Raw genomic sequence first — 24,448 nt, forward strand, 5'->3', positions numbered from 1 at the left:
GCGCAAACACACAGGGGAAAACATCGAACGTGAACACTTAGGAGATAACAGTTAAAGTAAGCTTGCGTTAGGGAGCAAGGTGTTCACGTTCAATCAGAATAGCCGTTCAACTTCGCCGGAATACGCAGCGAGATATTCCCCAATCATGCATGTTTGTTAGAGCGGATGCTGCAATATCCGATATCACCTTGTTCAAAGGCAACCATTCTCGTTTTTCCGCGCTTAAACCATCTTCCAGCATTGCTGATATTCAGATGGATAGCCCTATGGCTTCTTCTAAGGCTACAGAATTGGCAACAGATTCATTCTATGTCGATGAGTTAAAACTTGGTGAATTTAGACAACGAGTGATCACTGCTTTTGCAACATGATTTTTAAGATAAAGGGAGGTGAAAACTGTAATGAGATTAATGAACTGCCGTACAGGCAGCTGAAGATAAAAACAATCGATTCGATGTTTAAATTAATGCATCTACTGCCGCAGAGGCAGATAAAAACAACTTATTTCGCCAGTTCTAACTGGCGTTTTTTCTTTCCGTATTCAACAAGTAATTGGACAATTTCGTGTTAGGATTTTCACACTAATGAAGGCATTTCAGATTACCCAAAGTATGGAAAAGCTCTAAACCTGCGGCCAATTTTTATCGGCCACAACAAAAGCTTTCATCTAGGTGCTTACTAGATTTCTACACGATGTCCCCATATCAATGCCTATAGAGATTGATTTTAATTTCATCAGTGAGAATTCCCTCTCTCCATGATGAAATAATGTTTCTTAAATCAAGCCATTGGACCAACTCCTTATTTTCCGGAGTGTTATGCAACCTAGGTGTGCTGTACCCAGTTTTTATTTCGGAAAATGGTTTGGGTAGATTGACTAAAACACTACGTACTTCGCTATCGGTCAAAAGAGAGTGGTATTTGTTAAACAGTGAAATTTGTGTCGCTATGGGCGAAGAATACCTTATCAGGGATTGTATAATACTCCCGTTAAGGTTCGATATCTTACCGTTGACTTTATCAATAATTGGGCCGATGAGTGCCGAACGTTTGGGAAGACTCTCTAATGATTCTAGATCCATTAACTCAACTATCCTAAGCTTGTCTAAAATATCAATTTGTGTTCGAAGAAGCTCCTCAAGGAAGTTATCATCGAGTGAATAGTTGTCTGGGTCTATAAGATACATATCGATGTTGGCCGCGACGAACAGAACCTGTAAATCACTGTGGTCAGCGAGCTTGTTGAAACTCTCCTTAGTGAAGGTGATTTTTCCCTCATCGATAAGGATGCGAAGCTTGTTGGGCTCGAGTTCATTTGGTGGGTTCTTAAACGAATTCGGCAGAGCGTGAGCATATTCTTTGTAGGCTGCATCAGACAGAGAACCCGAATTGACGAGGAACTGGCGCAGCTTTAGTGAAGCCGAATCACTAGGCATGGGTTGTTCCAAGATAATTTTACGAACAGCAGCTCGATCAAGATATCCAACTAGGCTATTTGCTTCGAACATTTTACTTTCAATGAAAGAAAGACAGTTCGCCCAAGTTGGTTCGATTGTACCTAATTGAAACAACATTGGGTGTAACCTCTCAGGCACAGCCTCTAGAGTTGGAAGGAAGGTCGTTTGCAGTTCAAGAAACACCTCAATATCATCTTGTTCAAAAGTATCGCATTGAATCACTTTTAGGATAGCTGAAGCATCCTCGTTAGTATTTTCTGAGAGAGCCAAAAGTATATTTGTAAAGTAGTAATCGAAATCGAGCTCGATCCGCTTCATTAAGATTTCATTATTCGTCGAACGTATAGCCGTAAAGTTCATCGTTCGTAGTGGCTCAAGATCCTTCTCTCCCAAAATCACTTGCCAGATGTATTCCAAATTCGACATAGTTAGTTCATAAAGCCCTTTCTCGAACATCGTACGTACAATTTCAGAGTGTTCTTTGATGGAATTTAGATCTTTAACTTCAAAATCCAGGCATGTAAGACGTTTCGGTGCTAGTTCAGGTAAATTCACCAATATTTCTGGAAGATGAACCGACACAAATTCTGGTAGATCTTCAAAATCCTTTGATAGCATTTTGAGCGATTTTTCAGGCAGGCTGGCGACCAATTGAGTGATGTGGGAGATGTTGTTGGGGCTAGCTATAACTGCAGGAATAAAACCATCCCATGTATTGGCTAGTCCTGAAATAAGTCCGGCAACATCGCTGCCATTGTTGTAATAGGCATCTAAAAAACTCTCGCAGCTCTCAAACTTCGTAGAGAGGTATAGAAAAAGCTTCTTTATTTGGCCACTGTATCTAATCCGCTCACTCAAAAGAGTATCAACCAGCGTGATGTTCAATACATAGCTTTGCCTGAAGTCTTCACTTCGCATAGCAGCAATAACTTCTTGTGGATTATCCAGAGGAAAACTCACCTCTGGTGTTTCAAACGCTCGTATTTTGATCAAAAACTTGTTGTCATTCGGCGATAAACGGCCCGAGTGAAAGAGTGAGATGTATTGATAGTATGTATCGTCAATATGGCCCTCTAGAAGCAGAAAACGGGCAAGATCGCCATTTCCCCCGAAAGTTTCAAAATGATTCAGCAGGCTATTGGTATTCAAACGCAGTAACTCGTGGAGCTCAGTGGTACGTAGGGTTGCAATTTTTGATCTTAGCTCACTTATTCTACGCAAGATTTTGTTCTTATTCTCGGTGGCCTTACTTTCGATCATCTCCTTACGTTGCAGGTAAGATTGCTGAGGATCAACCTCGCGTTGCAATTTTAAAATATCGATTTCTTGCTGATTATTATAGTTGTTTCGGTAGAACAGACGTCTAGCCCCAAATAGGTCATCAAATGCACCGTGACTAGGAAGTTGAGGAAGTGAACACCATGCCCTCTGATCATGACTAACGTTGACAGTATTCGCTGGAAGTTTCTCAATCACAGCCATTGCATAGATTTGCCGCAGCTCTCTCAGGTCCGAGGGAGTTTGTCGCTCTGCGATTTCAAGCTGTTCTTCAAGTCCAGAGAGCTCAGTCCTATACGTCTTTTCAGCAGCCCCAATAAGTTCATCTTTTAAGTTCAATATTTTGCTAAGGTTACCTGCGCCGCGGTGCAGTTGTTCAAAGTCACTTGGATAAACGTTTTTATAGATCAAAATCGCAAGCAGCTTGTTTACATCAAGCAGATTCTCTCCGTCTGTCTCCAAATTGGCCACATAAATGGCATATTCATTAAAGATGTTTCGAATCAACCTCAGGTCGTTTAAATATCGTGAGACCTCTCTTAGAAACTGCCGATCTAGGCGCCCGTCGAGCTCAAGTCTTTTTCCCTGATCTAGTACCATGTCGATAGAATTCGATGTGTTAATGATAGGTATGACGGGGATAATGAATTCAAAGAACTTGGTTCGGTCGGTATTGAGAAACATGTTGTCACGCAGAGCGTAGAGGAACTTGATAGCGCGTTTCACACCTGCGTTCTCATTCACGAGGCTATTAATTTCGCGCAGTGTGACGAAAATATCCGCATTGTTAAATCGGTCTAAATCCTCAATGATTACAAGCTCATACTTGGTTGATTGGAAGAAGTAGATTATTTCGTCTAAGTGGCGATTCAATATGGAAGCCTGATCATCAGATGCAGGCTTTATCTCAACGTCTTTCAACGAGATGCTTTTGAGTGATAGACCGAAACTTGCCACATAAAAGTGATGCACTGTCACCCAGAGGAATGTTGCCGCAAGCAAGAATATTCCCAGATTAACCCAATTACTGGGCTCGAAAGGAACAAAATATTTACCGCTGATGACATCTTCTAGATGACGGAACACGTACCAAAGCGCGAGGATTCCAAGCATTATGTAAAGAGACTTTAGACACGCCCAAAAGCCTGGCGACTGAATTCTTTTGAATCTCGACAGAGGAAGTTTGTTTGCGTCTGCACCATACAATATTTGTTGCAGGATGCTTCTCTCAATCTCTTGACGGTTCACCGGATTTGTTGAATCAGCCTCAGGTGCGAAGGATGCGAGAGATATTTGAAGCACTGGCCGCCGATATTTCTTTAAAAAGGTTTGGATTATGCTGCTTTTCCCTGATCCATAGGGACCGGTTAGAGCAATATTGGATACCTTTGCATTGTTCGTTGCATACAAAATCGCTTCGGAATATACACCGGCTTTGTCGGCTTCATCAGTTGGCGCGAGGTCTACGAATTTAGATCGTTCTTTATCAGGATGCTCAAAACTTTCAAGCCATGAAATGGCATAGCGGAGCCAGCTTGAAAGTAGATGTCTAAAAGAAGTTATTATTTTTATCATGCGATACTTGAACTAACTAAAAGCGACTGATTTCTATAGACTACTTTGTAGTATCACTTCATTCTGGTCAATAGTTAAACACGGAAATCAATGATTAATATCTTGTGCGAGAAACACTTCGCACCATTATTCAAACTAGGCCAACGAACAAACGTATGAGTCGACATTTTGATTACTCGAAACAAGCTTTGGGGCAATTTCGTTTTAGGTTAAGTAATAGCTATCCACTCTTGCAACGTGCGTTTTGCTTCAGTGTATTGACGTGAAACGATTAAATCGTCCTGAGAAAGCGCATTGGGGTTGTAGTATGAGGCCTTGGCTACGCGTGAAAACTTCACCTTATCAGGGGCCTCCCTAAAAGGATTAGATTGTGAAGGACCAAATAGTGAATCATGCGCGGCAATAAAATGTTCTCTTTCTAGTGCCGAAGAGTTGTGTAGCAGTGCATGGCGCAATGCTTCTGTTAGCAGGTGTTTGAGTATGCGGTTTTCGCCTTTACTTGCAGCAAATAGCGGTATGGCGAATTGGGCCTGTTCTATAGCCGGTTTTATTTCAAGAGGCATGTGATTAGCAAGTCCTTTGAGATACCGTCTGAAGTATTTCTGCGCTTCATCCGTGGTGATATCAAAGTAGCTTAGCTGCCGTCTTCGTATTAATCGTGATGACCACTGAGGCTCATCTGCAATTTTGTCCGCCCAAGGCATCCCCACAAGAACTATTGGTAGTTTTGCGGCCTCACTGAGATATTTTAAAGCGTTGGCGATGAGTTGGCGTTCTTGAGGAGACTTGAATTCAATGACTTCCTGAAATTCATTGATGATTAGCAATTCAACGTTCGCATTTATTAAGCATTTGACGATATCTTTCCTTAAATCTCGTTGCAAACCCCGTTGTACTGTTCTGCGATGACTACCAAACAACTCCAAATCTGACAGGATTTGAGCAAATGTGTGGTCAATACTTTTGCCACTGGCAATACGGGATACCAAAATTGGGTGGCTAGTGCGCGATGCCGTTTGCGAAGATGCTACGCGCTTCTGATAGTGATTAATTAAATGGCTTTTCCCTACGCCAGTATCGCCTGTCAGTAGCATGCATTGCGGATCAGAATGGAATAACCGGCTCGCTCTCAACTGATCAAAATCTTCAAATATTTGCTTTACCTGAGTGTGCTCAACGAGGCAGTCGCTAAACTGATTGAGCAATTGTATTTGATGTTCACTCAATAGTTGTGCCATTAAAACGCCTCTAAGTCGTCGCTGTCATCATCCCAAGACGAAAAGACGTCAGGCTTGGTTGCGTTTCGGGTATTAGAAAGCGGCTTTGATGACTCTGGGACTATAGTTGTAGGTTTTTTATCACTGATATTGGCTAGTCGAGCTTGATTCTTCGCGGACTGTAGTTTGGTTGTTTTTTGTGAGGTTTGGAGTGTTTGCTCTTGAGCAATATTTTCTTTGATGGTCATCCTTGCTTTAGCAAGGTTGAGTTCATCGACTTGTGCTGCAATGACCTGTTTGTGATGTTTGCGAATCGTTTTGTACTGATACCAGCTCGTTTTATTGTCTGCTAGATGCTCTGCGCAAGGAACATCCAGATATCCATCGATTTCTTCCAGAAAAACTTTGATGGTTGCAATATCATCAGGGTCGATTTTAATTGTCTTTTGGCTAGTTTTTTGACTCTGTGGATATTGCTTTCGATAGTCAGCTAATGCAGTGCTATCGTATCTAAGTCCGTCTAAAGTGAAGCCATTTCTAGTGAGTGTTCGCGTAACCGTTTTTCCCATGATGGCATTGAAGCGCATTTCATCGTTTGGGGTCATCATTGGCGGCGGGAGGATGTTACAGCTTTCTCTCCATTTCATTATTGGAATTCGTGTTTGGCGTGAATCAGGTTGTTGATGGTAGACATCGACTACCCATCGATGGAATTCATTAATGAAAGTAGAAAAGCGAATTACGGCATCTTTTGACGAATTGTAGTCACCCTTTTCGAAAATATTGGAGAATGTTTTCCCTGGCATCTCAGAAAGGTGCAGCTGATTAATAACCCCAAACAAGCGTTCGATAAATGGTTTTAACCATGGTTTTCTAACAGGATTGTATTGGATGTTGATACCAGCGTCTTTACATGCCAGCTCTAAGCTTTTTGACCAGAATTCAGCGCCATTATCGACCACCAATGTTTCGAACTTACCGTAGCAAGGCCATTCATTTTTAAGGTCAATATTAAGGTGTGATAGGTCTTTCGGTTTGATGGCGTGGCTGATCGCTTTGGCGGTTGAGTCATATGATGGGGGATTGAAGCTGATATGAAATCCAAGAATACAGCCGCTATATACATCGATGATGAGCGTTAGATAGGGACGCCCTAGCGGGATATGTAGTTTGTCATCAATTACAATAAGATCTAGTGGAGTATGGTCTATTTCCACACGTTGTAAGATTCGAGTAGGTGACTCGTGTGAAGCACAATATGAGAACCATTGGTCGGCTTTGAACTTACCAAATCGAGTTAAAGCTTGTTCGTAAGGTGGCAGGCTTCTAATCCGTTTGGCAAATGATGTGTATGAGATTATCGGGATTTTACCTTCGACAATATGTTCATTGGCAATAATAATTCTGTCTTTATAAAACTCATAAGCTCTAGCGATAGCTGGGCGCTTTGAGTCTAAAAAGCGAGATAATGCTTCTTCAAAAAAAGGTTCATCGCCTGTCACCTTGGCGGTTCTATTCCCCTTTCGATGATGCTGCTCTGCGAGTGACGAAACACTTCCTTGGGTATCCTTTAGCGCCTTGTTCCAGCGTGTAACAGTCCGCCAACTGGGGCAATTTTCATGATCATCTTTAAACAATTCATTAAGAATCGGTGTGAGATTTTTTTCAGTCCAGCCACCAGATAAACGACTTTCAATTTGTGAAAGCAGTATTAGCTTTTTGGTTGCGAGGGCTTGCTGATCTTTGGAATAGGTCTGCAGATCTCTTGGTAGAATGACGGCATTATCAAGCTTGATATATTGAGCTGGCGTTTGCTGCGATGTCAGTTGCGATGGATCAAATTCATCCTTGAAATCCATCATTGGCACAGACTCAATAATGGGTCAGACATGAGTGTCTGGCTATGAATGTCGGTACTGATACGCCGCTGACTCATTAGCTCTAACATAATACGTCGTGCGTCAGCAGTACTAAGTTTAAGTTGACGTGTTAATGAAGAAAGTGAGCACTCTCCACCGGAATTTGCTATGTGTTGCAATAGTTGTTTCTGTATTTCTGTCGTTTCATAAAAACCACTGTAGCGATGAATGAGCTTAAGATTATCGAGAGTAACATGAGTTCGAATCTGCTTGTCTGTGATCAAATACAGCGGAATCCCAATAGCTTGGGCCGCGACTCTCTTTGCATCAAATTTTTGTTTAAACTCAAAATCTTGAGTACGACTAAATGGCTTGTATTCGTGAAAACAACACGAGCCGTCATTGAGCTCTAACAACATGTCCGGTGTGTAGGGGAGAGATTTTCCATTGAACATATATCGAAACCCTTCAGGCTGACTTTTGAAGGATATTACGTGGTCGTTATATTCGTGATGAAAACAAGCATCAAACTCCAAAGAGCTTTCACAAAGCACTGCTTCACCATTCTTGGTGCTGGCAAATTTGAAAACATTCTTGTTCGGTGAGGCCTTTCTTAGATCGCGAATATACATGGTGGCATTGCTCAGTTGTATGCCTACGAATGCTACTTAAGCTAGCTAAATTTTGAGCAGGTTGCAAATTATGTCATCTTATGGTTTTAATAATCTACAACTAATTGAAATTAAATATTTTTATTTTGTTGTTAACTTTCAAAAAGCCAGATTTATGTCAGCTTATGGTTTAATTATGTCAACTTATGGTTGTTTTATGTCAGCTTATGGTTAGATTGACATGAATCGCCACTATTTCACTAGACGACTGTTAGCCTCATTAGGGCGTGCCGCTTTAACATAGACATCAAAGCGATTTTTCTTCATGGCGATCACCAGTGTCGGCGGGGTGTTATCGAGGTTTTCTGCGTAGTCCGGTCGTTTTACCACAACGCGTTTGCTGGCTAGGGTTAATGCAGGTTGCAGCAGCTGGGCCGCGTCGTCATCAGCACCGACCAAATGCTGAAACACTCGCATCTCTTTTTTGACTTGGGCACTGTTGTCTCGATGCGGATACATGGGATCTAAATACACCACATCAATTGGCAACTGTTGCGGGTTGATGTTGGTTAACTTGGTGCCCCAAGGAAGTAATTGCATACGCTGTTGCATCCAGATGCCTATCTCTTCATCAGCGTAGGCACGGCTCAAACCATCAGCCAGCAGCGCGGCTACCATTGGATGGCGCTCAATTAGCCATACTCGACAACCCAAGCTTGCCAGGACAAAAGCATCACGGCCTAGCCCGGCAGTGCTGTCCAATATGGTTGGGCAAGCCCCTTGCTTGAGTCCCGCCGCTTTGGCAATTTCCTGACCACGACCACCACCGTATTTACGTCGGTGCGCCACGGTGCCGCTGGTAAAATCAACATGTACGCCGCCCAGCTTCGGTTCATCGCGTTTCAGCAGGTTTAATTTGCCGTCGATCAGCGCCATTTCAAAAGGAGCATCAGCGTCAAACAACAGCGGATATGGTGCTAGCAATTCGCCAAGCAGTGGCTGGTCTTGATCAAAATAGACAGCGGTAACGGGGGTGTTCAAATAGTTTCTCGGATACTGCAATGTTAGCCGCATTATGCCAAAGCCTGTCTGCGGTAGAAACTGCTGTTAAGGTGCTTTTTCAGTTAATGAATCTTATAATGCCGCCCTCAATTCTAAGGTTGGAAGTGATTATGCTCAGTTATCGTCACGGTTATCATGCTGGCAACTATGCAGATGTGCTGAAACATGCGGTGTTACTGCAGGCTTTGAGTTTGTTGCAGAAAAAAGATAAAGGCTTGGTCTATATCGACACCCATGCCGGGGCCGGTGGTTATAGCCTGAATGACGAGTTCGCTGAAAAGACTGGTGAGTACCGGGATGGTGTGGGCCGTTTGTGGTCGCAAAACCAGTTGCCAGAAAGTCTACAGCTATATTTGGACAATGTGCGGCACTTTAATGAAAACCATCAGGACTTGGGGTTTTATCCAGGGTCTCCGGCATTGATTGATATGAATTTGCGTCCGCAAGACCGTATGGTGCTGCATGAGTTGCATCCCACTGATCAGCAGTTGTTGACGGAGTATTTTGACCAGGATCCCCAAGTCAAAATCGTCGAAGGCGATGGCTTAAAGGGGCTGCTCGCCGCTTTGCCTCCTAAAGAGCGCCGAGGGCTGGTACTGATTGATCCCAGTTATGAGATTAAAACCGATTACCAACTGGTCGCGGAAACCTTGATTAGAGCGTACCGCAAGTTTGCGACGGGGGTTTATCTTTTATGGTATCCGGTGGTGCAGCGGCAACAGACAGAAGCGATGCTAGCGCGGCTTAAAGAGAGTGGTATTCGTCGACAGCTGCGTATTGAGCAAAGTATCCGGCCCGATAATGATGAATTTGGCATGACAGCCGCGGGGTTATGGGTGATTAATCCGCCGTGGCAGTTGGATAACATTGCCGCAGAGATGTTGGCAACATTGCAACCGATGTTACAACAGCCAAATGGTAGCTATCGCGTAACGTGGGAAGTCGGCGAGTGAGTTATAGCGTACGGTAGCGCTGTAACAGAATACCCACGCGTTCAACATAGGCTTGGGTTTCTGGGTAAGGTGGAACGCCGTTATAGTTGCTGACCGTTGTGGGCCCCGCGTTATAGGCAGCACATGCCAGTGATATATTGCCGTCAAAGCGCTGTAACATTTGAGCCAGATAACGGCTACCCGCATCAATGTTTTGTGCTGCTGAAAAGGCATTATCGACGCCCAGTTCGCTGGCGGTTTGTGGCATAAGTTGCATCAGCCCTATTGCTCCCGTGCGGGATTGTGCGGACGCATTAAATGCTGACTCTGCGTGGATCACCGCTCGGATCAATGCTGGTTCCAGCTGATAGTCTCTGGCCGCTTTGGCGATTTCGGTTTGGTAATCAGCGCGAAATAACGGGGTTTTGTGCCAGTTGATAGTAGAGTGCGGATTGCAGGCATAGCAATCAAACAGCAGTACTTCATAGTCGTCTTGCGGCGGGATTAGGTCGCTGAATAAAGTAATACCGTTGTTATTGGAGCGATAGACTTTTTCCTGCTTGGCTTGTTGGCTAGTACCGTGAGGCGAGTAATGGGCAATAATCTTGCGCCTAGCTTGTTCTGCGGCGGCGCCCATCATGGTTACCAATAATAGCGCTGCCAGTAATATCCGCCGCAACATCGCCTCCTGAGTGTTGGATCTGCTTCTTCATCATAGCAAATGTTGCATGAATGTATTTGGCAGTGATATTTGACTAATGTCATTAATGGTTAATTATCAAGCATGCTTGCAATTATCTTGTGTGAAATACGCTACTCGCCAGTCCAATAATATCAACTTTTAACATTTAATTTTCATTTCTATGGGAAATAGGCACTTTATAAGTTTACTGACTTTGCTCTGACATTAACTGACTGATAGTTATTAGTATTAATCTAATTTCATTCATTAAATTTCTCGCTATTTTATGACTAAGCTATAAAAAATACGTTGTAAATAAGTCAGTTAACATTGGGAAATAGAAGCTAATCCGCCTCTACCATTAATCGATGCCAAATAGCGAAGGCATTGTTCAGCTTTTATTCAGTGTGATTGGGTTAAATTAACTCTGTACATGGTTTAGGCGAAAGCGATTAGTTCATAGTTTGCCTTTTCAGACCCCTCTCCGGGTCTTTTTTTTGCCTGTTTATCAGTGGTCGGACAGCTTAAACGCTGTTGCTTAGTGGCCATTGCCTTATGGCTCTCTCCTTAACTTAATCGTCCACACTCTATTTTTTCTCTTATGTGATTGCCCATGACCGCTTTTGAGTCCTGGTCAACCGTAAAAAAGCCGCTCGATGAGCGGCTTTTCTTGAGAAGCAGTTTTTACTCTTCGGTAGCTTCTTTTTCACGTTTGCTGAACAGGCGTTCAACGACCACAAAGAATACCGGAATGAAGAAAATCCCCAGGAAGGTGGAACTCATCATCCCCCCCAATACGCCAGTACCAATAGCGTGTTGGCTACCTGAACCTGCACCAGTACTTACGGTTAAGGGGACGACACCAAGACCAAACGCCAGAGATGTCATCAGAATAGGCCGGATCCTCACTCTTACTGCGTGCAGTGTCGCATCAATCAAACCTGCGCCTTTTTCATAGAACTCTTTGGCGAATTCTACAATCAGGATAGCGTTTTTGGTTGCCAGTCCCACAGTGGTCAACAGACCTACTTGGAAGAACACGTCGTTGGATAGACCACGACCGTTCATCGCCAACAGAGCACCAATAACCCCTAGTGGTACCACCAGAATAACGGCAATTGGCACTGACCAGCTTTCATACAGAGCCGCCAGTACTAGGAATACCACCAGTAGCGACAAGGCATACAAGCCTGGTGCCTGATTGCCTGAAAGCCGTTCTTCATATGAGATACCGTTCCAAGACAAGCCAAATCCTGGCGGAAGCTGTTTCGCTAATTGCTGCATGGTATCCATTGCTTCCCCAGTACTGAAACCTGGTGCCGCAGCACCTTGGATATTGACAGCAGACAAACCGTTGAAACGTTCCAGACGCGGAGAGCCATATTCCCAGTTGCCCTTGGCAAAGGCAGAAAATGGCACCATATCACCGCTGCTGTTGCGCACATACCATTTGTCCAGATCATCTGGTTGCATACGATATTTGGCTTCGCCCTGTACATAAACCTTTTTCACACGACCGCGATCAATGAAGTCGTTAACGTATGAACTACCCCAGGCTGTCGCCAGCGTGCTGTTGACTGTACTGATCTCAATACCGAGCGCTTTGAGTTTCTCATAATCTATGTTCAGCTTGTACATGGGGGCGTCTTCTTGACCATTGGGACGCACGGCCATCAGCTTTGGATTTTGCGCAGCCATACCCAGTAATTGATTACGCGCTTGGATCAGTTTGGCATGTCCCTGACCAGTCAAATCCTGCAAGTACATGTCAAAGCCGTTTGCGGTCCCCAATTCAATCACTGCTGGTGGTACGAACGCAAATACCATCGCTTCCTTGAATTGTGAGAAAGCTCCCATGGCTCTACCCGCAATTGATTGCACATCGGAACCTGGTGCGGTACGTTCAGACCAATCTTTGAGTTTGACAAACGCCATCCCCATGTTCTGGCCCTGGCCGGCAAAACTGAAACCCGCTACGGTAAATACTGAATTCACACCTGGTTCTTTCTTAAAATGGTCCGACACTTTTTTCAGAACACTCTCGGTACTTTCCTGTGATGAGTTGGGCGGCAGTATCGTCACCGCCATCAGCATTCCCTGATCTTCATCTGGCAGGAACGCCGTTGGCATACGGGTAAACATCCAAGCGACCACTCCAACCAGTGCTGCGTAGATAATCATTACTCGGAAGGAACGCTTCAGGAGCTTGCCTACTGATGACTCATAGCCAGCAGTAAAACGTTCGAAGCCGCGGTTAAACCAACCAAAGAACCCGCTTTTCTCGTGACCTTCGCCCTTATGGATAGGTTTCAGCATCGTGGCACAAAGTGCTGGGGTCAGCACGATGGCGACGATAACAGACAGTGCCATGGCCGATACGATGGTAATAGAGAACTGGCGGTAAATGACCCCGGTAGAACCAGCCATGAAGGCCATAGGCACAAATACTGCCGACAGGGTCGCACCAATACCAATCAAAGCGCCGGTAATCTGTCCCATCGATTTCTTGGTGGCTTCTTTAGGACTAAGCCCTTCCTCTGACATAACACGTTCGACGTTTTCCACCACCACAATGGCGTCATCCACCAACAGACCGATGGCAAGCACCATGGCGAACATCGTCAGAGTATTGATGCTGTATCCCGCAAAGGAAAGTACGGCAAAGGTCCCCAGTAATACCACTGGTACGGCGATAGTCGGGATCAAGGTTGCACGGAAGTTCTGCAAGAACAGGTACATGATGACGAACACCAGTACGATAGCTTCCAGCAGGGTATGAACCACACCTTCAATGGATTTTTCCACAAATGGCGTTGTGTCATACGGATAAACAATCTGCAGACCTTCTGGGAAGGTTGGTTTCAGCTCATCCAACTTAGCGCGTACTGCGTTGGCTGTATCCAAGGCATTAGCCCCAGTTGCCAGCGCAATTGCCAAACCACTGGCCGGTTGGCCATTAAACAGTGAAGATATGTTGTAACTTTGTGCGCCTAGTTCCACACGGGCAACATCCGCTAAATACACGTTAGCACCAGCGATGTTGGACTTAAGAATGATCTTACGGAACTCTTCTGGCGTCTGCAGTCGACTTTGCGCTGTGATAGTCGCGTTGAGTTCCTGCCCCGCCACTGCGGGAGCACCACCAAACTGACCGGCAGCCACCTGCGCGTTCTGCGATTGGATCGCCGCTACTACATCGGAAGTGGTCAGGTTGTATTGCGTCAGCTTCATTGGATCGAGCCATATACGCATGGCGTACTGGGCCCCGAACAGCGTAGTTTCACCTACCCCAGATACACGACTAAGAGGGTCTTTAATCGTTGAACCGATAAAGTCCGCAATATCTGCTTTATTCATCGAACCATCGCTGGAGATGAAACCTACCACCATCAGGAAGCCAGAGGTGGATTTGTTAACTCTTACCCCTTGCGCCTGTACTTCTTGTGGCAACAACGTCATGGCTGACTGCAGCTTATTCTGCACCTGCACTTGAGCAATATCTGGGTCTGCCTCAGCGTTGAAGGTGACGGTGATTTGCGCGTTACCGAAACTATCACTGGTTGAAGTGATATAGCGCATGTGATCAAGACCCGTCATGCTCTGCTCGATAATCTGGGTCACCGAATCTTCCACTGTCTTAGCGGACGCCCCTGGATAATTCGCTGAAATGACCACTGTTGGCGGAGCAATTTTCGGGTATTGGGCTACTGGCAATGACCTGATCGCCAGTACCCCTGCTAACATTAATATTAATGCGATCACCCAAGCAAAAATGGGGCGATCGATAAAGAAACGTGCCATAAGTTCCGCCCTGTTATTGCTGGTTTGAAATTTCTTTCGCTGTTACTGGCGCTCCCGGACGAATCTTTTGCAGCCCCTCGACAATCAATTTGTCGCCAGCTTTTAGGCCACTGGTGATACGCCATTGGTTACCAATAACTTCGGCAGTCGTAACAATACGTGCTTCTACCTGACTCTGCGGGTTAACCACCATAGCAACCGCCTGGCCCTTGGCATCACGGCTGATGGCTTTTTGCGGCACCAGAATAGCTTCAGGATCAATTCCGGAGTTTAGTACTGCTCGCACATACATCCCAGGTAATAACAAGCCTTCAGGATTAGGGAACTCTGCTCGCATAGTCACCGAACCTGTGGCCTCATCGACACTGACTTCCGAAAACTTCAGCGTGCCTTCATGGTTGTATTCACTGCCATCTTCCAACACCAGTTTCACTGCGGCGTTATCGTTTGCTTTAAGCGTTCCGGCTTTTAGACGGGCTTTCAGTTGTAACAGCTGAGTGCTGGATTGCACGATATCCACTTTAATTGGATCCAGTTGCTGAATTGTTGCTAACGCAGTAGTTTGATTTGCCGTCACCAATGCGCCAGGGGTCACGCTGGATTTACCGATTCGGCCAGAAATCGGCGCACGCACTTCGGTGTAATCCAGATTAATCTTGGCGGTATTGAGTGCCGCTTCGGCCACCAGAACCGCAGCATTTGCCTGTTTGTAGGCCGCTTCGGCAGTATCAAAATCTTCTTTGCTGACAAAGTCGGTTTTCAACAATTTTTGGTAACGATGATATGTGGCGGCTGCGGAGGCCAGACTGGCCTTGGCTTTTGCTACATCGGCTTCAGCGCTTTGAACCGTGGCTTTGTAGGTGGCTGGGTCAATCTGATACAGAGATTGCCCTTGTTTGACATACCCGCCTTCGTTGAAGCTGCGTTTAAGGATAATGCCGCTGACTTGTGGCCGCACTTCGGCTTCTAGGTAAGCTTTGCTGCGTCCAGGTAAAATGGTGGTTAATTCCTGACGCACTGTTTTGACTGGAATAATTCCCACTTCCATGGCTGGGGCCGTCTGTTGTCCCTGAGCTTGTTCCTTTTCCGCACCGCAGGCGGTAATCCATAACGCCATGCTTACAACTGAGGCAACTTTTAATATCTGCCGCATGAGAACTCCTATCAATAATCGACTTGTCCGGAAGACTGGCTGGTCAACCTGCATCCTTAACATTGGCAACTGCTTTGTGTGATTGTCTGTTGCAGCCCATAGACAACCATTATTAACAAGTGCACGTAAAAGGGAAAATTTAAAATAGTAAAATTTCATTAAAGTGTCAGTTTGTTACCTTAATTACAGCGGCAACATCTCTGGGTTTCTGTTGTGATTGGCCTAATGATCCCAAAACTCTGTTGGTTCTTGCCATTCTTGCCAACTACCTCTGCTTATTCATCGCAGAAAAAGAGTTACATAATTTGTGGTCTCAACCTAAAAAAGTGGCTAGCTCGCCAGCTTGAGGCAAGCTATTCTACAACTGTGCCAAAAATTTTATTAGTCACTTAGTAATTCACTCACTGTTGCATAGGCGAAACAATAAATGGATCTAAATCGGGTACAAATTTTTGCCCAGGTGGTGGAACAAGGCAGTTTCACCGGCGCAGCCAAGGCGCTAGGACTGACCAAAACTACCGTTAGCCGGAAAGTGGCGGAATTGGAGAAGCAAACCGGTGTGCAATTGTTGTTTCGTACCACCCGTGCGTTGCGACTGACTGAAGCGGGGGCGGAATATTACAACAAAATCACCAAGATCTTGCTGGACCTAGAGAATGCTGAAGCACAATTAAGTGCGAGTCAACAGCGGGTTAAAGGGAATTTACATGTCGTTTGTCCATTTGAGATGGGCCAGCTGTTTATGGGGCCGGTGTTTGCCTGTTTCCTGGAATCTTACCCAGATATTCGTATCGAGACTGAGCTGAGTAATGGTAGTGTCGATTTGATTGAAGAAGGGGTTGATATTCTGTTCCACGTTGGACACATAGAAGATACCCGGCTGCAGACCTACAAGCTGTTCAATACTTCAACCACACTGGTTGCCAGTCCTGCATATTTGGAACGTTTTGGTCGACCACAGCGGCCAGAAGACCTATGGCAGCACAAATATATTGATCTCTATACCTCACTGGCAAAATTACCCTCTGACGGCCACATCCGGATTTTCGATGACCAACAATGGCAAAGCATTACCCCCAAAATCCAGTTTCGGGTAAATAACATCACATTGGCTCGCGAAGTGGCTATTGCTGGGCTGGGTATTGCTGCACTACCCCCGATGATTGTGGAAGAAGCTGTGCAGAAAGGTGAGCTGGTACCGTTATTAGAAGATTTCCCGATGGAACACAATGTATTGGGCATTTCATTTCCCAAACGGGCATATCTGCCACGTAAATACATTATTTTCATCGATTTTGTATATCAGGTGTTGTTCCGCTACAAGGCCGACGAATTATTGGAAAAACCAGACTTTGTGCAATTTGATGATGTAAAACAAACCAAATGCAAAGCCGATGAATATGTTTGTACCAGTGTTGAATCAAGTGTCTGGGGCAGCAAAATTAAAGAAGTTTTAGTCTAGTGCAGAGGGCATCGATAGATGCCCCCACTGCTGCTTTCACAGCCGTTTTTCCAGTACTGCCAGTACTAACAGGTGTTGTACTGTATGGTCAGTGGCTGGCACTGAAATCCACTCTCTGGCAGTCATGCTGAATCAAGGTGTTGAGCACATTGCGCTAATAGTTGTGGGTTTCCACTTGCACCGTTTTGTAATCGGCGTTACTTGCCCACGGCGTTTGTTGCAGTAATAACGGCTGTGACAACCCTGAGCCGCGGAAATCGGGCAGGACACCGCCAAGCCAGTTGCATCATCAGGAGAACTGTGGGCGGGATCTGCTATCGAGTATCCAATCTTGCAGGTAGCGCAGCAGCACACCATAAGCCGGTAAAAATAACGCAAAGCTGATAAGTAGCTTAAAGCTGTAATCGACGGCGGCTATCTCTGGCCAATGCATCGCCATAAACCCATCGCTGGAGGCATAAAATGCCACACTGAAAAATACCAGTGTATCCATGAGATTGCCGAATATCGTTGATACCGAGGGTGCGACCCACCAAGCGCATTTGGCGCGGATAGCCGCAAACACTTTAATGTCCATCAGTTGCCCTAGCAGATAGGCGGCAAAACTGGCAAAGGCGATACGCAACACAACATCATTGCCTTGGCTCAATGCGGAAACACCTTGAAAGTGGCCGTCATGAAATACCACTCCGATGACATAGGACACCAGTAGTGCCGGTAACATTGCCATAAATATTATGCGTCTGGCGGGTTGCTGACCAAAGATACGTACTGTCAGATCTGTCGCAAGATAGACAAACGGAAAACTGAAAGCGCCCCAGGTGGTGTGCAGACCAAAGATCTGGAAGGGGAGTTGCACCAGATAATTGCTGGCACTGATGATCAGAATGTGAAAGCTGACAAGCAGCCATAACGCGCGTTTCACCTGCGCGGTGGTTAACAAAAGCATCTTGTGACCTTTTTGGTTGGTTAAGCGGGGTGAGGGAACCCGCTGCCCGACTACCGGGCGGCGCACATTATAGACAGCCGAGCACAGATTACAAGCGCTGCTAGAAATCCACCAGAATCGACATGATGGTGGCAAGTTTGTTTTCCAACTCCTGCCACTCCAACGATGGATCGGATCCTGTCAGAATTCCTGCGCCAGCAAACAAGTTGATACAGCCTGGCTCCAGCAGTGCACTGCGGATTGCCACTGCAAACTCGCTCAGTTGTGAGCTGAGAAAACCGCAAGTGCCAGCGTACCAGCCGCGGTTGTAACCTTCGTTTGCCGCGATGTACTGCAGCGCTGCTTTTTTGGGAAAACCACCCACGGCGGGTGTCGGATGCAAAGACTGCAGTAATTGAAAATCGCTGATGTCATGCCGTAACTGAGCTTTGATCACTCGATGCAGATGTTGGATATGATTAAGTTTAAAAATCTTCAGTGGTTCATCAGCGTTAACCTGAACGCTCAGTGGTGTCAGTTCTGACACGATATGCGTGCCGACAAACTGGTTTTCGTGGCTGTTTTTATGATCATCAAGCAGTTGCTGCGCCAGTTTTTCATCTTCATCTGCGGTTAAGCCGCGCACCGTGGTTCCCGCCAACGCTTCGGTGACTAATTGATCCTGCTGGCGTCGGTACAACCGTTCTGGCGTGCAGGAAATAAAACTATGCTCAGGACTGAACTGAAAACCAAATTGAAAACTGGTGGGATTGCGTCCTTGCCAGCAAGCCAGCACGGTCCAGGGATCAGGCGTTTGCGTGACGTGCAATTTGCTCTGACGCGACAGGACCACTTTGGGGGTGTGGCAATTGAATGCCGGTGACGTTACCTCTGTGACCAGTTGCGACCAACGTGAGAAATCAGGGACATCGAACCGGCTGAGCACCTCGGTCTTTTGTGGGGGCAGCAGCGGCTGCGCTGGACACAATTGTGCGAGTACCGCCAAAGCTTGTTGCACTTGCTGAGCCAACGACTGTTCATTCAGGTTCAAGTTGACCAGCAACTGACCACGATCCTCTTGACGTCTCAATTCAACCCTGGGTACCAGAAACCGCGCGCGGCCAAACTCCGGCCAGGACGCCAGCGTCCGGTCAAAAGCCACTCCACCATAAAAGCGGACATCGACACCGTGTGGCTGCTGGCAGTATTGCTGGTATATCTGCTGCAGTTTGCTGTCATCGATAGCCTCAATAAAGGCTAAATCCAAGCAGCTGCCTACTGCCGCGACTTCTTCACGACGATCCCGCCCCTGCCAATAAATTTTGGGAAACTGATTTTGCGCGGCTAGCCATGACATTAAAGGCGGCAGGCTGACGTCTTCAACCAGTTGCAGGATTCCCGACTGCTGGGAATGATCAAATAACTGGGAAAGTCTGTCGCTCAGAGAACTGACAGCCTTTGACAGGGATAGTACAGACAAATGGTGCTCCGGAACGGTTTTACAACAACCTGGCTCGGCAGAACAGTGCCGAGGATAGGATTATGCGACACAAACTAAAGTCAGGAGCCGATACTGTCAAGTTGTGGGCAGTGACTGTGTGAAATTCAGCGTGATCTTCATCAGGTTTTGCTTATTTACCATGTGACGGATATGGACATAATTACATAACGCTCTGCACTTATGCGACATATTGTCTAGGTCGCAACATTCCGGTTACGCCGTCTGGCTGAAATTGTCGATCTTGGTTGGTTTTTTGCTTGGGATTTCTTGAGGGTTCAATCGGTATCATGAAAATAAGCAAATACTTCACAACCAATAAGGCATCACAATGTCAGGATTACCTCTAAAAATTTCAGCCGTTGCGCTAGCTTTGGGATACGGCTTGGCTGCACAAGCCCAAGAGACTGCGCGCGACCCGCTATTGAACATTAACGACGTTATGGTTGTTCATGGTGAACGCGGCAGTGCGGTAAAAATGTCAACCACACAATGGGTTATCACCGCGGATGAAATCCGGGATTTGGGCGCTCAAAGCCTGGATGAGGTGTTAAAGACTGTGCCGGGTGTGTATGTCCGTTACGGTGGCGAAGGCAGTCCCCGTGTGGACATTCGAGGCTTTAAAACTCGCCATGTGATGCTGCTGATTAACGGCGTACCCGCCAACGGTGCCGATGATGGTCAGTTCGACCCCAGTATCATTCCTACTAGCCAGATCGCATCTATAGACGTTTCTGTTGGGCCAACTTCGGTACTGTATGGCCCAGGCGGGGCTGGTGGCGTCATTAACATCATTACTAAACAAGGTAATAGTGCGCCGACGTTATCTGGTCATCTCGAAGCTGGTCGTAATAATACCCGCAAAGGGGATGTAAGTGTCGCTGGTTCTGGCGTTAATTGGCAGGGATTTGTGAGCGGCAGTTATCAGACAACCGATGGTTTTGAAATGTCATCCGATTATAAACCTACTGCTACTCAGGATGATGAAACCCGGCTTAACTCGGATAAAACGCTGCGTAATTTGTACGCGCAGGGGAACTACTGGTTTAACGATGATACGCAACTGATCGCCAATATGGCGTTGCGTTCAGGGAATTGGGGTAAACCACCAAGAGACGGCAGCGGCGTTGGTAGTATCAAGTATGAACGTGTTGATGATTATGACGGTAAGACCTTCCAGCTGGGGATGGCGCATAAATTCAATGAATTACTAACTTTACGTGGTTTTGGCTATTACAACGAGGCCGCCACCTATAATACCGTTTACACTGATGCCACCTATAAAAAGGTCAGTGAATACCAAGATGGCACGTCGAAAGTTCAAGGTGCCAATGTACAACTGATCGCTGACTTCGGTCAGGCAGGTACGCTGAGTACTTCCGCGATTGCAGAAAAGCAAAGCTGGGACGCGCTTTCTGAAAGCTACAGTAATACTTCCTCTGGCAGTGGTTCAGGCGGCGGCTCAGGTGGTGGTTCTGGTAGTGGCTCAGGTGGCGGTTCCAGCAGTACGGTTGCCACTTTTGACGATTCTGCCTGGGTATATACGGGCGCTGCGGAATACCAATATCAGGTTGACGGAAACTGGGGTTATACCCTTGGCGCCGCTTATCACGACATGGATCGTGATGAGGACTCTGACAACGATTACTCCGCAATGGCTTCTGGTTTCTGGCAAGCGCTGGATAACACCAAGTTGACACTGAGTGCGGCCCGTAAGATCCGCTTCCCTTCGATGTCTGATCTGTACGATCTGTCATCCGGTAATAAAGATTTGCAAACAGAGGTGTCCAAAACTGTCGAGTTCGGTCTGAATCAAGGCCTAGGCATGGATACCGAGTTTGAAATCCATCTGTTCCACACTGACACTGACAATTTTATTGCGAAAGACAGCAACAGCATTTCTCAGAACCTTGGGGATTACCGTTTTCGGGGCTTTGATACTGTGCTGAGTAATCACAGTATCGATAAGCTGAGTCTGAGCTTGGCTTATAGCTATCTGGACTCCAAAGACAAAACCGCTAATGAGACCCGCTACGATGGCCTGAATTATCGGCCAAAACATCAGCTCCGTTTTGAATTGGGTTATGAGCTACCAACAGCAACTCGCTTCCACCTCAGTGTGGAACGGATCATGGATCAGGTTTATTACCAGAATCAGAAAGTTAATGGCGTGAAGACCGCCGTGGAATATTCGCTGGATAACTACACGCTGGTGGACGTCAATCTGACCCAACCGCTGGGTAGTAACAACCTGGAACTATACTTGCGCGCCACCAACCTGCTGGACGAGAACTACTACCAGAGTGATTCCTTGCCACAGCCAGGCAGAGAGGTGTTCGTCGGTATCAACTGGCAGATTTGAGTATGAGATTACTGGAGCTTGACGGGGTTAACTTTAACTACGGTAGCTTGGAACCGTGGATTTTTCGGGATCTGACCCTTTGTATTGAATCGGGATCCTGCCACTGTATTAGCGGCCCGACAGGCTCCGGTAAATCAACGCTGTTGCGCTTACTTTCCGGCTTGCAAAGTCGGCCATTCGAAGGCGGGGTATACCGACGCCGTGGTCTGCTGTGCGGGCTGGTGATGCAGGACCCTCAAGTGCAATTGTTGCGGCAGACGGTGGGTGCTGAAGTGGCTTTTGCGCTGGAGAACACCGCTGTCACGCGAGATGACATGATCCCGCGGGTGCAGAAAGCATTGCGTCGTGTTGGTTTGTTCGTGGCGTTGGACAGTCCCATTGGTAATCTATCGCTCGGCCAGAAATACCGATTGATGATTGCAGCACAGTTGGTCAGTGAGCCTGCCGTCCTGTTATTGGATGAGCCATGGGCACAGCTGGACAATTCTGGTGTGGACGAGTTGCTGGCGGTGATCCGGGCGTTACGCGCCGAGGGGATGGCGGTGGTGATGTCGGAACACAATCCCGATGCGTTTAAAGGGGTTGCTGATCACTTCTGGCAATTGCAGCGTGGACGGTTGCTGCCAGGGCAATTTGATTGTGACCACCATGTAACGTTAACAGATTTCAGCCCGGAAATGCCGACAGTATTCACGACTGACCCGTTTGAGTTTCGTTATCAGGGGAGCAATACGCTGTTTAGCAGCCCACAGCCGTTGGCCGTGCAACGGCGCGAGTTGGTGACACTGATAGGCGATAACGGTAGTGGCAAGAGCAGCCTGTTAAAAGCGATTGCCGGTATTCAGTCCAACGTTTATCCACTGCCGATGAAAGTGTTTGGCCAGCGCCCTAAGGCTGGCGTCTTCGGTCAGCAGTTGGGGTTGCTGATGCAACGCCCTAATCGACAGTTGTTCGAAGCAACGGTTGAAGAAGAGCTGAGTTTCAGTCTGCGGCGGTTTGGGCTGCCCATTGATATGGCGAGCGAATTATTAGAACAACTGGGGTTAGCCGCATTGGCACAACGCTCCCCGCATACGTTGTCATACGGACAGCAACATCTGGTAGCACTAGCGTCGCTGGCCTGTTATCGGCCATCGTTACTATTGCTGGATGATCCGTTGGCCGGCCTTGATAGCGCTCATTTAGATAAATTGTGGATGATGATTAATTCTCTGCGCAAAGATGGCAGCAGTGTCATTATCAGTTGTCACCGTTCGTTACCCCTAGCGGCAACTCAGGAATGGCAACTGGTAAAAGGCGAGTTGCTGGTCAATAACATGTGTCGGGAGAATCGACGTGTGGGCTAAACGACGGCAACCTCTGCAATCTAAATTTTCCTCCGTAAATGACGCCAGCGGATTATGGCTGGCGGCGTTGGCAATGCTGATGGTGACGCTATTGTCGTCAGCTGCGTTTTTGGCACCGCAATCTGCATTGTTGTACTTGGCGCTGGCCAACTTGCTGTTACTGGTACACGGACTGCTCTGTCGTGGCAATATTGGTGGCATTTTGCGCTACATAGCGTTGCAGCTGGGATTTACGCTTTTGTTGTATGTTGTCATTCATGGTGGGCAGCAGTTGCATCAGGGCGCGTGGGCCGTAGCAAGATTGTTGTTAGCGTTGTTACCTGGCTGGTGGCTGACCGTGGTTATCAAACCACAGTGGATTGGCGAAGTCTTAGCTAAGATCATGCCGGTAAAGTGGGCGTTTGTTGTGGCGGCATCCATCAACCTACTGCCTTATATGACCAGTGAACTCAGAGATATTTATCAGTTGCAGCTATTACGTGGTGCACGTATTGCGCCTCGGCAACTGCTTAACCCGCTGAATTGGTATGAATTAGCTTACTGCGTAGTTTTCCCCTTGTTTGTGCAACTGTTGAAACTGGCACAGCAAACGGCAATCGCCGCCAGAAGTCGCCATTTCGGGAGTCATCCGCAACCCACTCACTGGCGTGATCCTCGGAGTCATCAATGACCACTGCAAATGATAAAACCGGATTTCAACTGCAGGATGCGCTGTTTATTGGTTTTTGTGCCACGCTGCTGGTGGCATTGAAGAGTATGTTGCGTCTAAAGCTCGGATTGTCTGGGCATTCAATGCTATTGATGAGTTTCTTTTATCTGATCTGTTATGGTTCAGTGGGCCGTAAAGGTGCCATCACCGCTTGTGGGGCACTGGCGGGTGCCGTCGCCACTATTCTGGGTGTAGGTAAAGGTGGACCTTTGATTTTCCTTAAATTTTTTGTACCAGCCTTAGCAATGGATGTGGCCTTGATACTGTTGGGCACCTTGCTGATCCTGCGCTGGCGTTTGGTTGTGGTTGCTTTGATTGGCTGCTTAGCATGGTCAGCCAAAGGCTTGCTGGAAGATTTGCTTGTCGGGATGAGTCAACAGGTGGCGTTAGTACGTTTTGGCCTGAAATTTTTGCAGGGAGGCTTGTTTTCTGTGGTGGGTGCTTTGCTGGTGTTACCGGTGTTGCGCCGCCTGAAAGCCCACGATTTACTGCATAAAGAAACCTTGATTAAGTAGG

General features: G+C 46.7%; 17 protein-coding genes. 7 read left to right on the forward strand and 10 right to left on the reverse strand.

What is annotated here, in order from left to right; translation table 11 throughout:
- Positions 1-149: 149 nt before the first annotated feature.
- Positions 150-371 carry a hypothetical protein gene (locus tag J3L11_RS12605; RefSeq protein ID WP_207571212.1) on the forward strand — a complete coding sequence of 74 codons (222 nt, stop codon included), beginning with the start codon at positions 150-152 and terminating at the stop codon, positions 369-371.
- A gap of 333 nt (positions 372-704) precedes the next feature.
- Here the strand turns inward: J3L11_RS12605 and J3L11_RS12610 are convergent, their stop codons facing one another.
- The 5 genes from J3L11_RS12610 to J3L11_RS12630 form a co-directional block, all read right to left on the reverse strand.
- Entirely contained in the window at positions 705-4,310 is a 3,606-nt protein-coding gene (locus J3L11_RS12610) for an ATP-binding protein (RefSeq protein ID WP_207571213.1), read from the reverse strand.
- Between the two features lie 209 nt (positions 4,311-4,519).
- Positions 4,520-5,548, reverse strand: a complete 1,029-nt coding sequence (locus tag J3L11_RS12615; protein ID WP_207571214.1) for a TniB family NTP-binding protein — start codon at positions 5,546-5,548, stop codon at positions 4,520-4,522.
- The gene (locus tag J3L11_RS12620) at positions 5,548-7,389 is read right to left on the reverse strand and encodes a DDE-type integrase/transposase/recombinase (RefSeq protein WP_207571215.1); all 1,842 of its coding nucleotides are present in this window, start codon (positions 7,387-7,389) and stop codon (positions 5,548-5,550) included. Before J3L11_RS12620 ends, J3L11_RS12615 begins: the two co-directional genes overlap by 1 nt.
- Entirely contained in the window at positions 7,386-8,018 is a 633-nt protein-coding gene (locus tag J3L11_RS12625; protein ID WP_207571216.1) for a TnsA endonuclease N-terminal domain-containing protein, read from the reverse strand. Before J3L11_RS12625 ends, J3L11_RS12620 begins: the two co-directional genes overlap by 4 nt.
- Positions 8,019-8,249: 231 nt before the next feature.
- Positions 8,250-9,071: a class I SAM-dependent methyltransferase gene (locus J3L11_RS12630; RefSeq protein ID WP_207571217.1), complete on the reverse strand. Its 822-nt coding sequence runs from the start codon at positions 9,069-9,071 to the stop codon at positions 8,250-8,252.
- A 98-nt stretch (positions 9,072-9,169) separates the two neighbouring features.
- Here J3L11_RS12630 and rlmJ point away from each other — a divergent pair, with 98 nt between their 5' ends.
- The gene (gene rlmJ, locus J3L11_RS12635) at positions 9,170-10,012 is read left to right on the forward strand and encodes a 23S rRNA (adenine(2030)-N(6))-methyltransferase RlmJ (protein WP_207571244.1); all 843 of its coding nucleotides are present in this window, start codon (positions 9,170-9,172) and stop codon (positions 10,010-10,012) included.
- A gap of 1 nt (position 10,013) precedes the next feature.
- Here rlmJ and J3L11_RS12640 read toward each other — a convergent pair whose 3' ends face one another.
- The 3 genes from J3L11_RS12640 to J3L11_RS12650 all read right to left on the reverse strand — a co-directional run bounded on the left by J3L11_RS12640 (position 10,014) and on the right by J3L11_RS12650 (position 15,627).
- Positions 10,014-10,673, reverse strand: coding sequence for a lytic transglycosylase domain-containing protein (locus J3L11_RS12640; protein ID WP_207571218.1), 660 nt, complete (start codon positions 10,671-10,673; stop codon positions 10,014-10,016).
- A gap of 684 nt (positions 10,674-11,357) precedes the next feature.
- Entirely contained in the window at positions 11,358-14,474 is a 3,117-nt protein-coding gene (locus tag J3L11_RS12645) for an efflux RND transporter permease subunit (RefSeq protein ID WP_207571219.1), read from the reverse strand.
- 13 nt (positions 14,475-14,487) lie between these two features.
- Positions 14,488-15,627, reverse strand: coding sequence for an efflux RND transporter periplasmic adaptor subunit (locus J3L11_RS12650; protein WP_207571220.1), 1,140 nt, complete (start codon positions 15,625-15,627; stop codon positions 14,488-14,490).
- 427 nt (positions 15,628-16,054) lie between these two features.
- Between J3L11_RS12650 and J3L11_RS12655 the strand changes: the two genes are divergently transcribed.
- Positions 16,055-17,089, forward strand: coding sequence for a LysR family transcriptional regulator (locus tag J3L11_RS12655; protein WP_207571221.1), 1,035 nt, complete (start codon positions 16,055-16,057; stop codon positions 17,087-17,089).
- Between the two features lie 289 nt (positions 17,090-17,378).
- Here the strand turns inward: J3L11_RS12655 and J3L11_RS12660 are convergent, their stop codons facing one another.
- Together J3L11_RS12660 and J3L11_RS12665 are read right to left on the reverse strand one after the other, a co-directional pair.
- The gene (locus J3L11_RS12660) at positions 17,379-18,038 is read right to left on the reverse strand and encodes a 7-cyano-7-deazaguanine/7-aminomethyl-7-deazaguanine transporter (protein ID WP_207571222.1); all 660 of its coding nucleotides are present in this window, start codon (positions 18,036-18,038) and stop codon (positions 17,379-17,381) included.
- Between the two features lie 100 nt (positions 18,039-18,138).
- Positions 18,139-19,497, reverse strand: coding sequence for an isochorismate synthase (locus J3L11_RS12665; protein ID WP_207571223.1), 1,359 nt, complete (start codon positions 19,495-19,497; stop codon positions 18,139-18,141).
- A gap of 349 nt (positions 19,498-19,846) precedes the next feature.
- Between J3L11_RS12665 and J3L11_RS12670 the strand changes: the two genes are divergently transcribed.
- From J3L11_RS12670 to J3L11_RS12685, 4 genes are read left to right on the forward strand one after another with little or no spacing between them, the layout of a single operon-like run.
- Positions 19,847-21,877, forward strand: a complete 2,031-nt coding sequence (locus tag J3L11_RS12670) for a TonB-dependent receptor (RefSeq protein WP_207571224.1) — start codon at positions 19,847-19,849, stop codon at positions 21,875-21,877.
- A gap of 2 nt (positions 21,878-21,879) precedes the next feature.
- The gene (locus tag J3L11_RS12675) at positions 21,880-23,223 is read left to right on the forward strand and encodes an ABC transporter ATP-binding protein (protein WP_207571225.1); all 1,344 of its coding nucleotides are present in this window, start codon (positions 21,880-21,882) and stop codon (positions 23,221-23,223) included.
- Positions 23,213-23,893, forward strand: a complete 681-nt coding sequence (locus tag J3L11_RS12680; protein ID WP_347566512.1) for an energy-coupling factor transporter transmembrane component T — start codon at positions 23,213-23,215, stop codon at positions 23,891-23,893. Before J3L11_RS12675 ends, J3L11_RS12680 begins: the two co-directional genes overlap by 11 nt.
- Positions 23,890-24,447 carry a core component of ECF transporter gene (locus J3L11_RS12685; protein WP_133038907.1) on the forward strand — a complete coding sequence of 186 codons (558 nt, stop codon included), beginning with the start codon at positions 23,890-23,892 and terminating at the stop codon, positions 24,445-24,447. Before J3L11_RS12680 ends, J3L11_RS12685 begins: the two co-directional genes overlap by 4 nt.
- Position 24,448: the final 1 nt, after the last annotated feature.

The organism is Shewanella sp. 4t3-1-2LB, assembly GCF_017368415.1.
Classification (GTDB): Bacteria; Pseudomonadota; Gammaproteobacteria; order Enterobacterales; family Shewanellaceae; genus Shewanella; species Shewanella fodinae.

Coding starts and splice junctions, on each gene's coding strand:
- J3L11_RS12630 (WP_207571217.1), bottom strand. CDS start 9,071: ATGCGGCTAACATTGCAGTATCCGAGAAACTATTTGAACACCCCCGTT.
- J3L11_RS12650 (WP_207571220.1), bottom strand. CDS start 15,627: ATGCGGCAGATATTAAAAGTTGCCTCAGTTGTAAGCATGGCGTTATGG.
- rlmJ (WP_207571244.1), top strand. CDS start 9,170: ATGCTCAGTTATCGTCACGGTTATCATGCTGGCAACTATGCAGATGTG.
- J3L11_RS12605 (WP_207571212.1), top strand. CDS start 150: ATGTTTGTTAGAGCGGATGCTGCAATATCCGATATCACCTTGTTCAAA.
- J3L11_RS12660 (WP_207571222.1), bottom strand. CDS start 18,038: ATGCTTTTGTTAACCACCGCGCAGGTGAAACGCGCGTTATGGCTGCTT.
- J3L11_RS12640 (WP_207571218.1), bottom strand. CDS start 10,673: ATGTTGCGGCGGATATTACTGGCAGCGCTATTATTGGTAACCATGATG.
- J3L11_RS12655 (WP_207571221.1), top strand. CDS start 16,055: ATGGATCTAAATCGGGTACAAATTTTTGCCCAGGTGGTGGAACAAGGC.
- J3L11_RS12615 (WP_207571214.1), bottom strand. CDS start 5,548: ATGGCACAACTATTGAGTGAACATCAAATACAATTGCTCAATCAGTTT.
- J3L11_RS12625 (WP_207571216.1), bottom strand. CDS start 8,018: ATGTATATTCGCGATCTAAGAAAGGCCTCACCGAACAAGAATGTTTTC.
- J3L11_RS12675 (WP_207571225.1), top strand. CDS start 21,880: ATGAGATTACTGGAGCTTGACGGGGTTAACTTTAACTACGGTAGCTTG.
- J3L11_RS12685 (WP_133038907.1), top strand. CDS start 23,890: ATGACCACTGCAAATGATAAAACCGGATTTCAACTGCAGGATGCGCTG.
- J3L11_RS12610 (WP_207571213.1), bottom strand. CDS start 4,310: ATGATAAAAATAATAACTTCTTTTAGACATCTACTTTCAAGCTGGCTC.
- J3L11_RS12670 (WP_207571224.1), top strand. CDS start 19,847: ATGTCAGGATTACCTCTAAAAATTTCAGCCGTTGCGCTAGCTTTGGGA.
- J3L11_RS12645 (WP_207571219.1), bottom strand. CDS start 14,474: ATGGCACGTTTCTTTATCGATCGCCCCATTTTTGCTTGGGTGATCGCA.
- J3L11_RS12620 (WP_207571215.1), bottom strand. CDS start 7,389: ATGATGGATTTCAAGGATGAATTTGATCCATCGCAACTGACATCGCAG.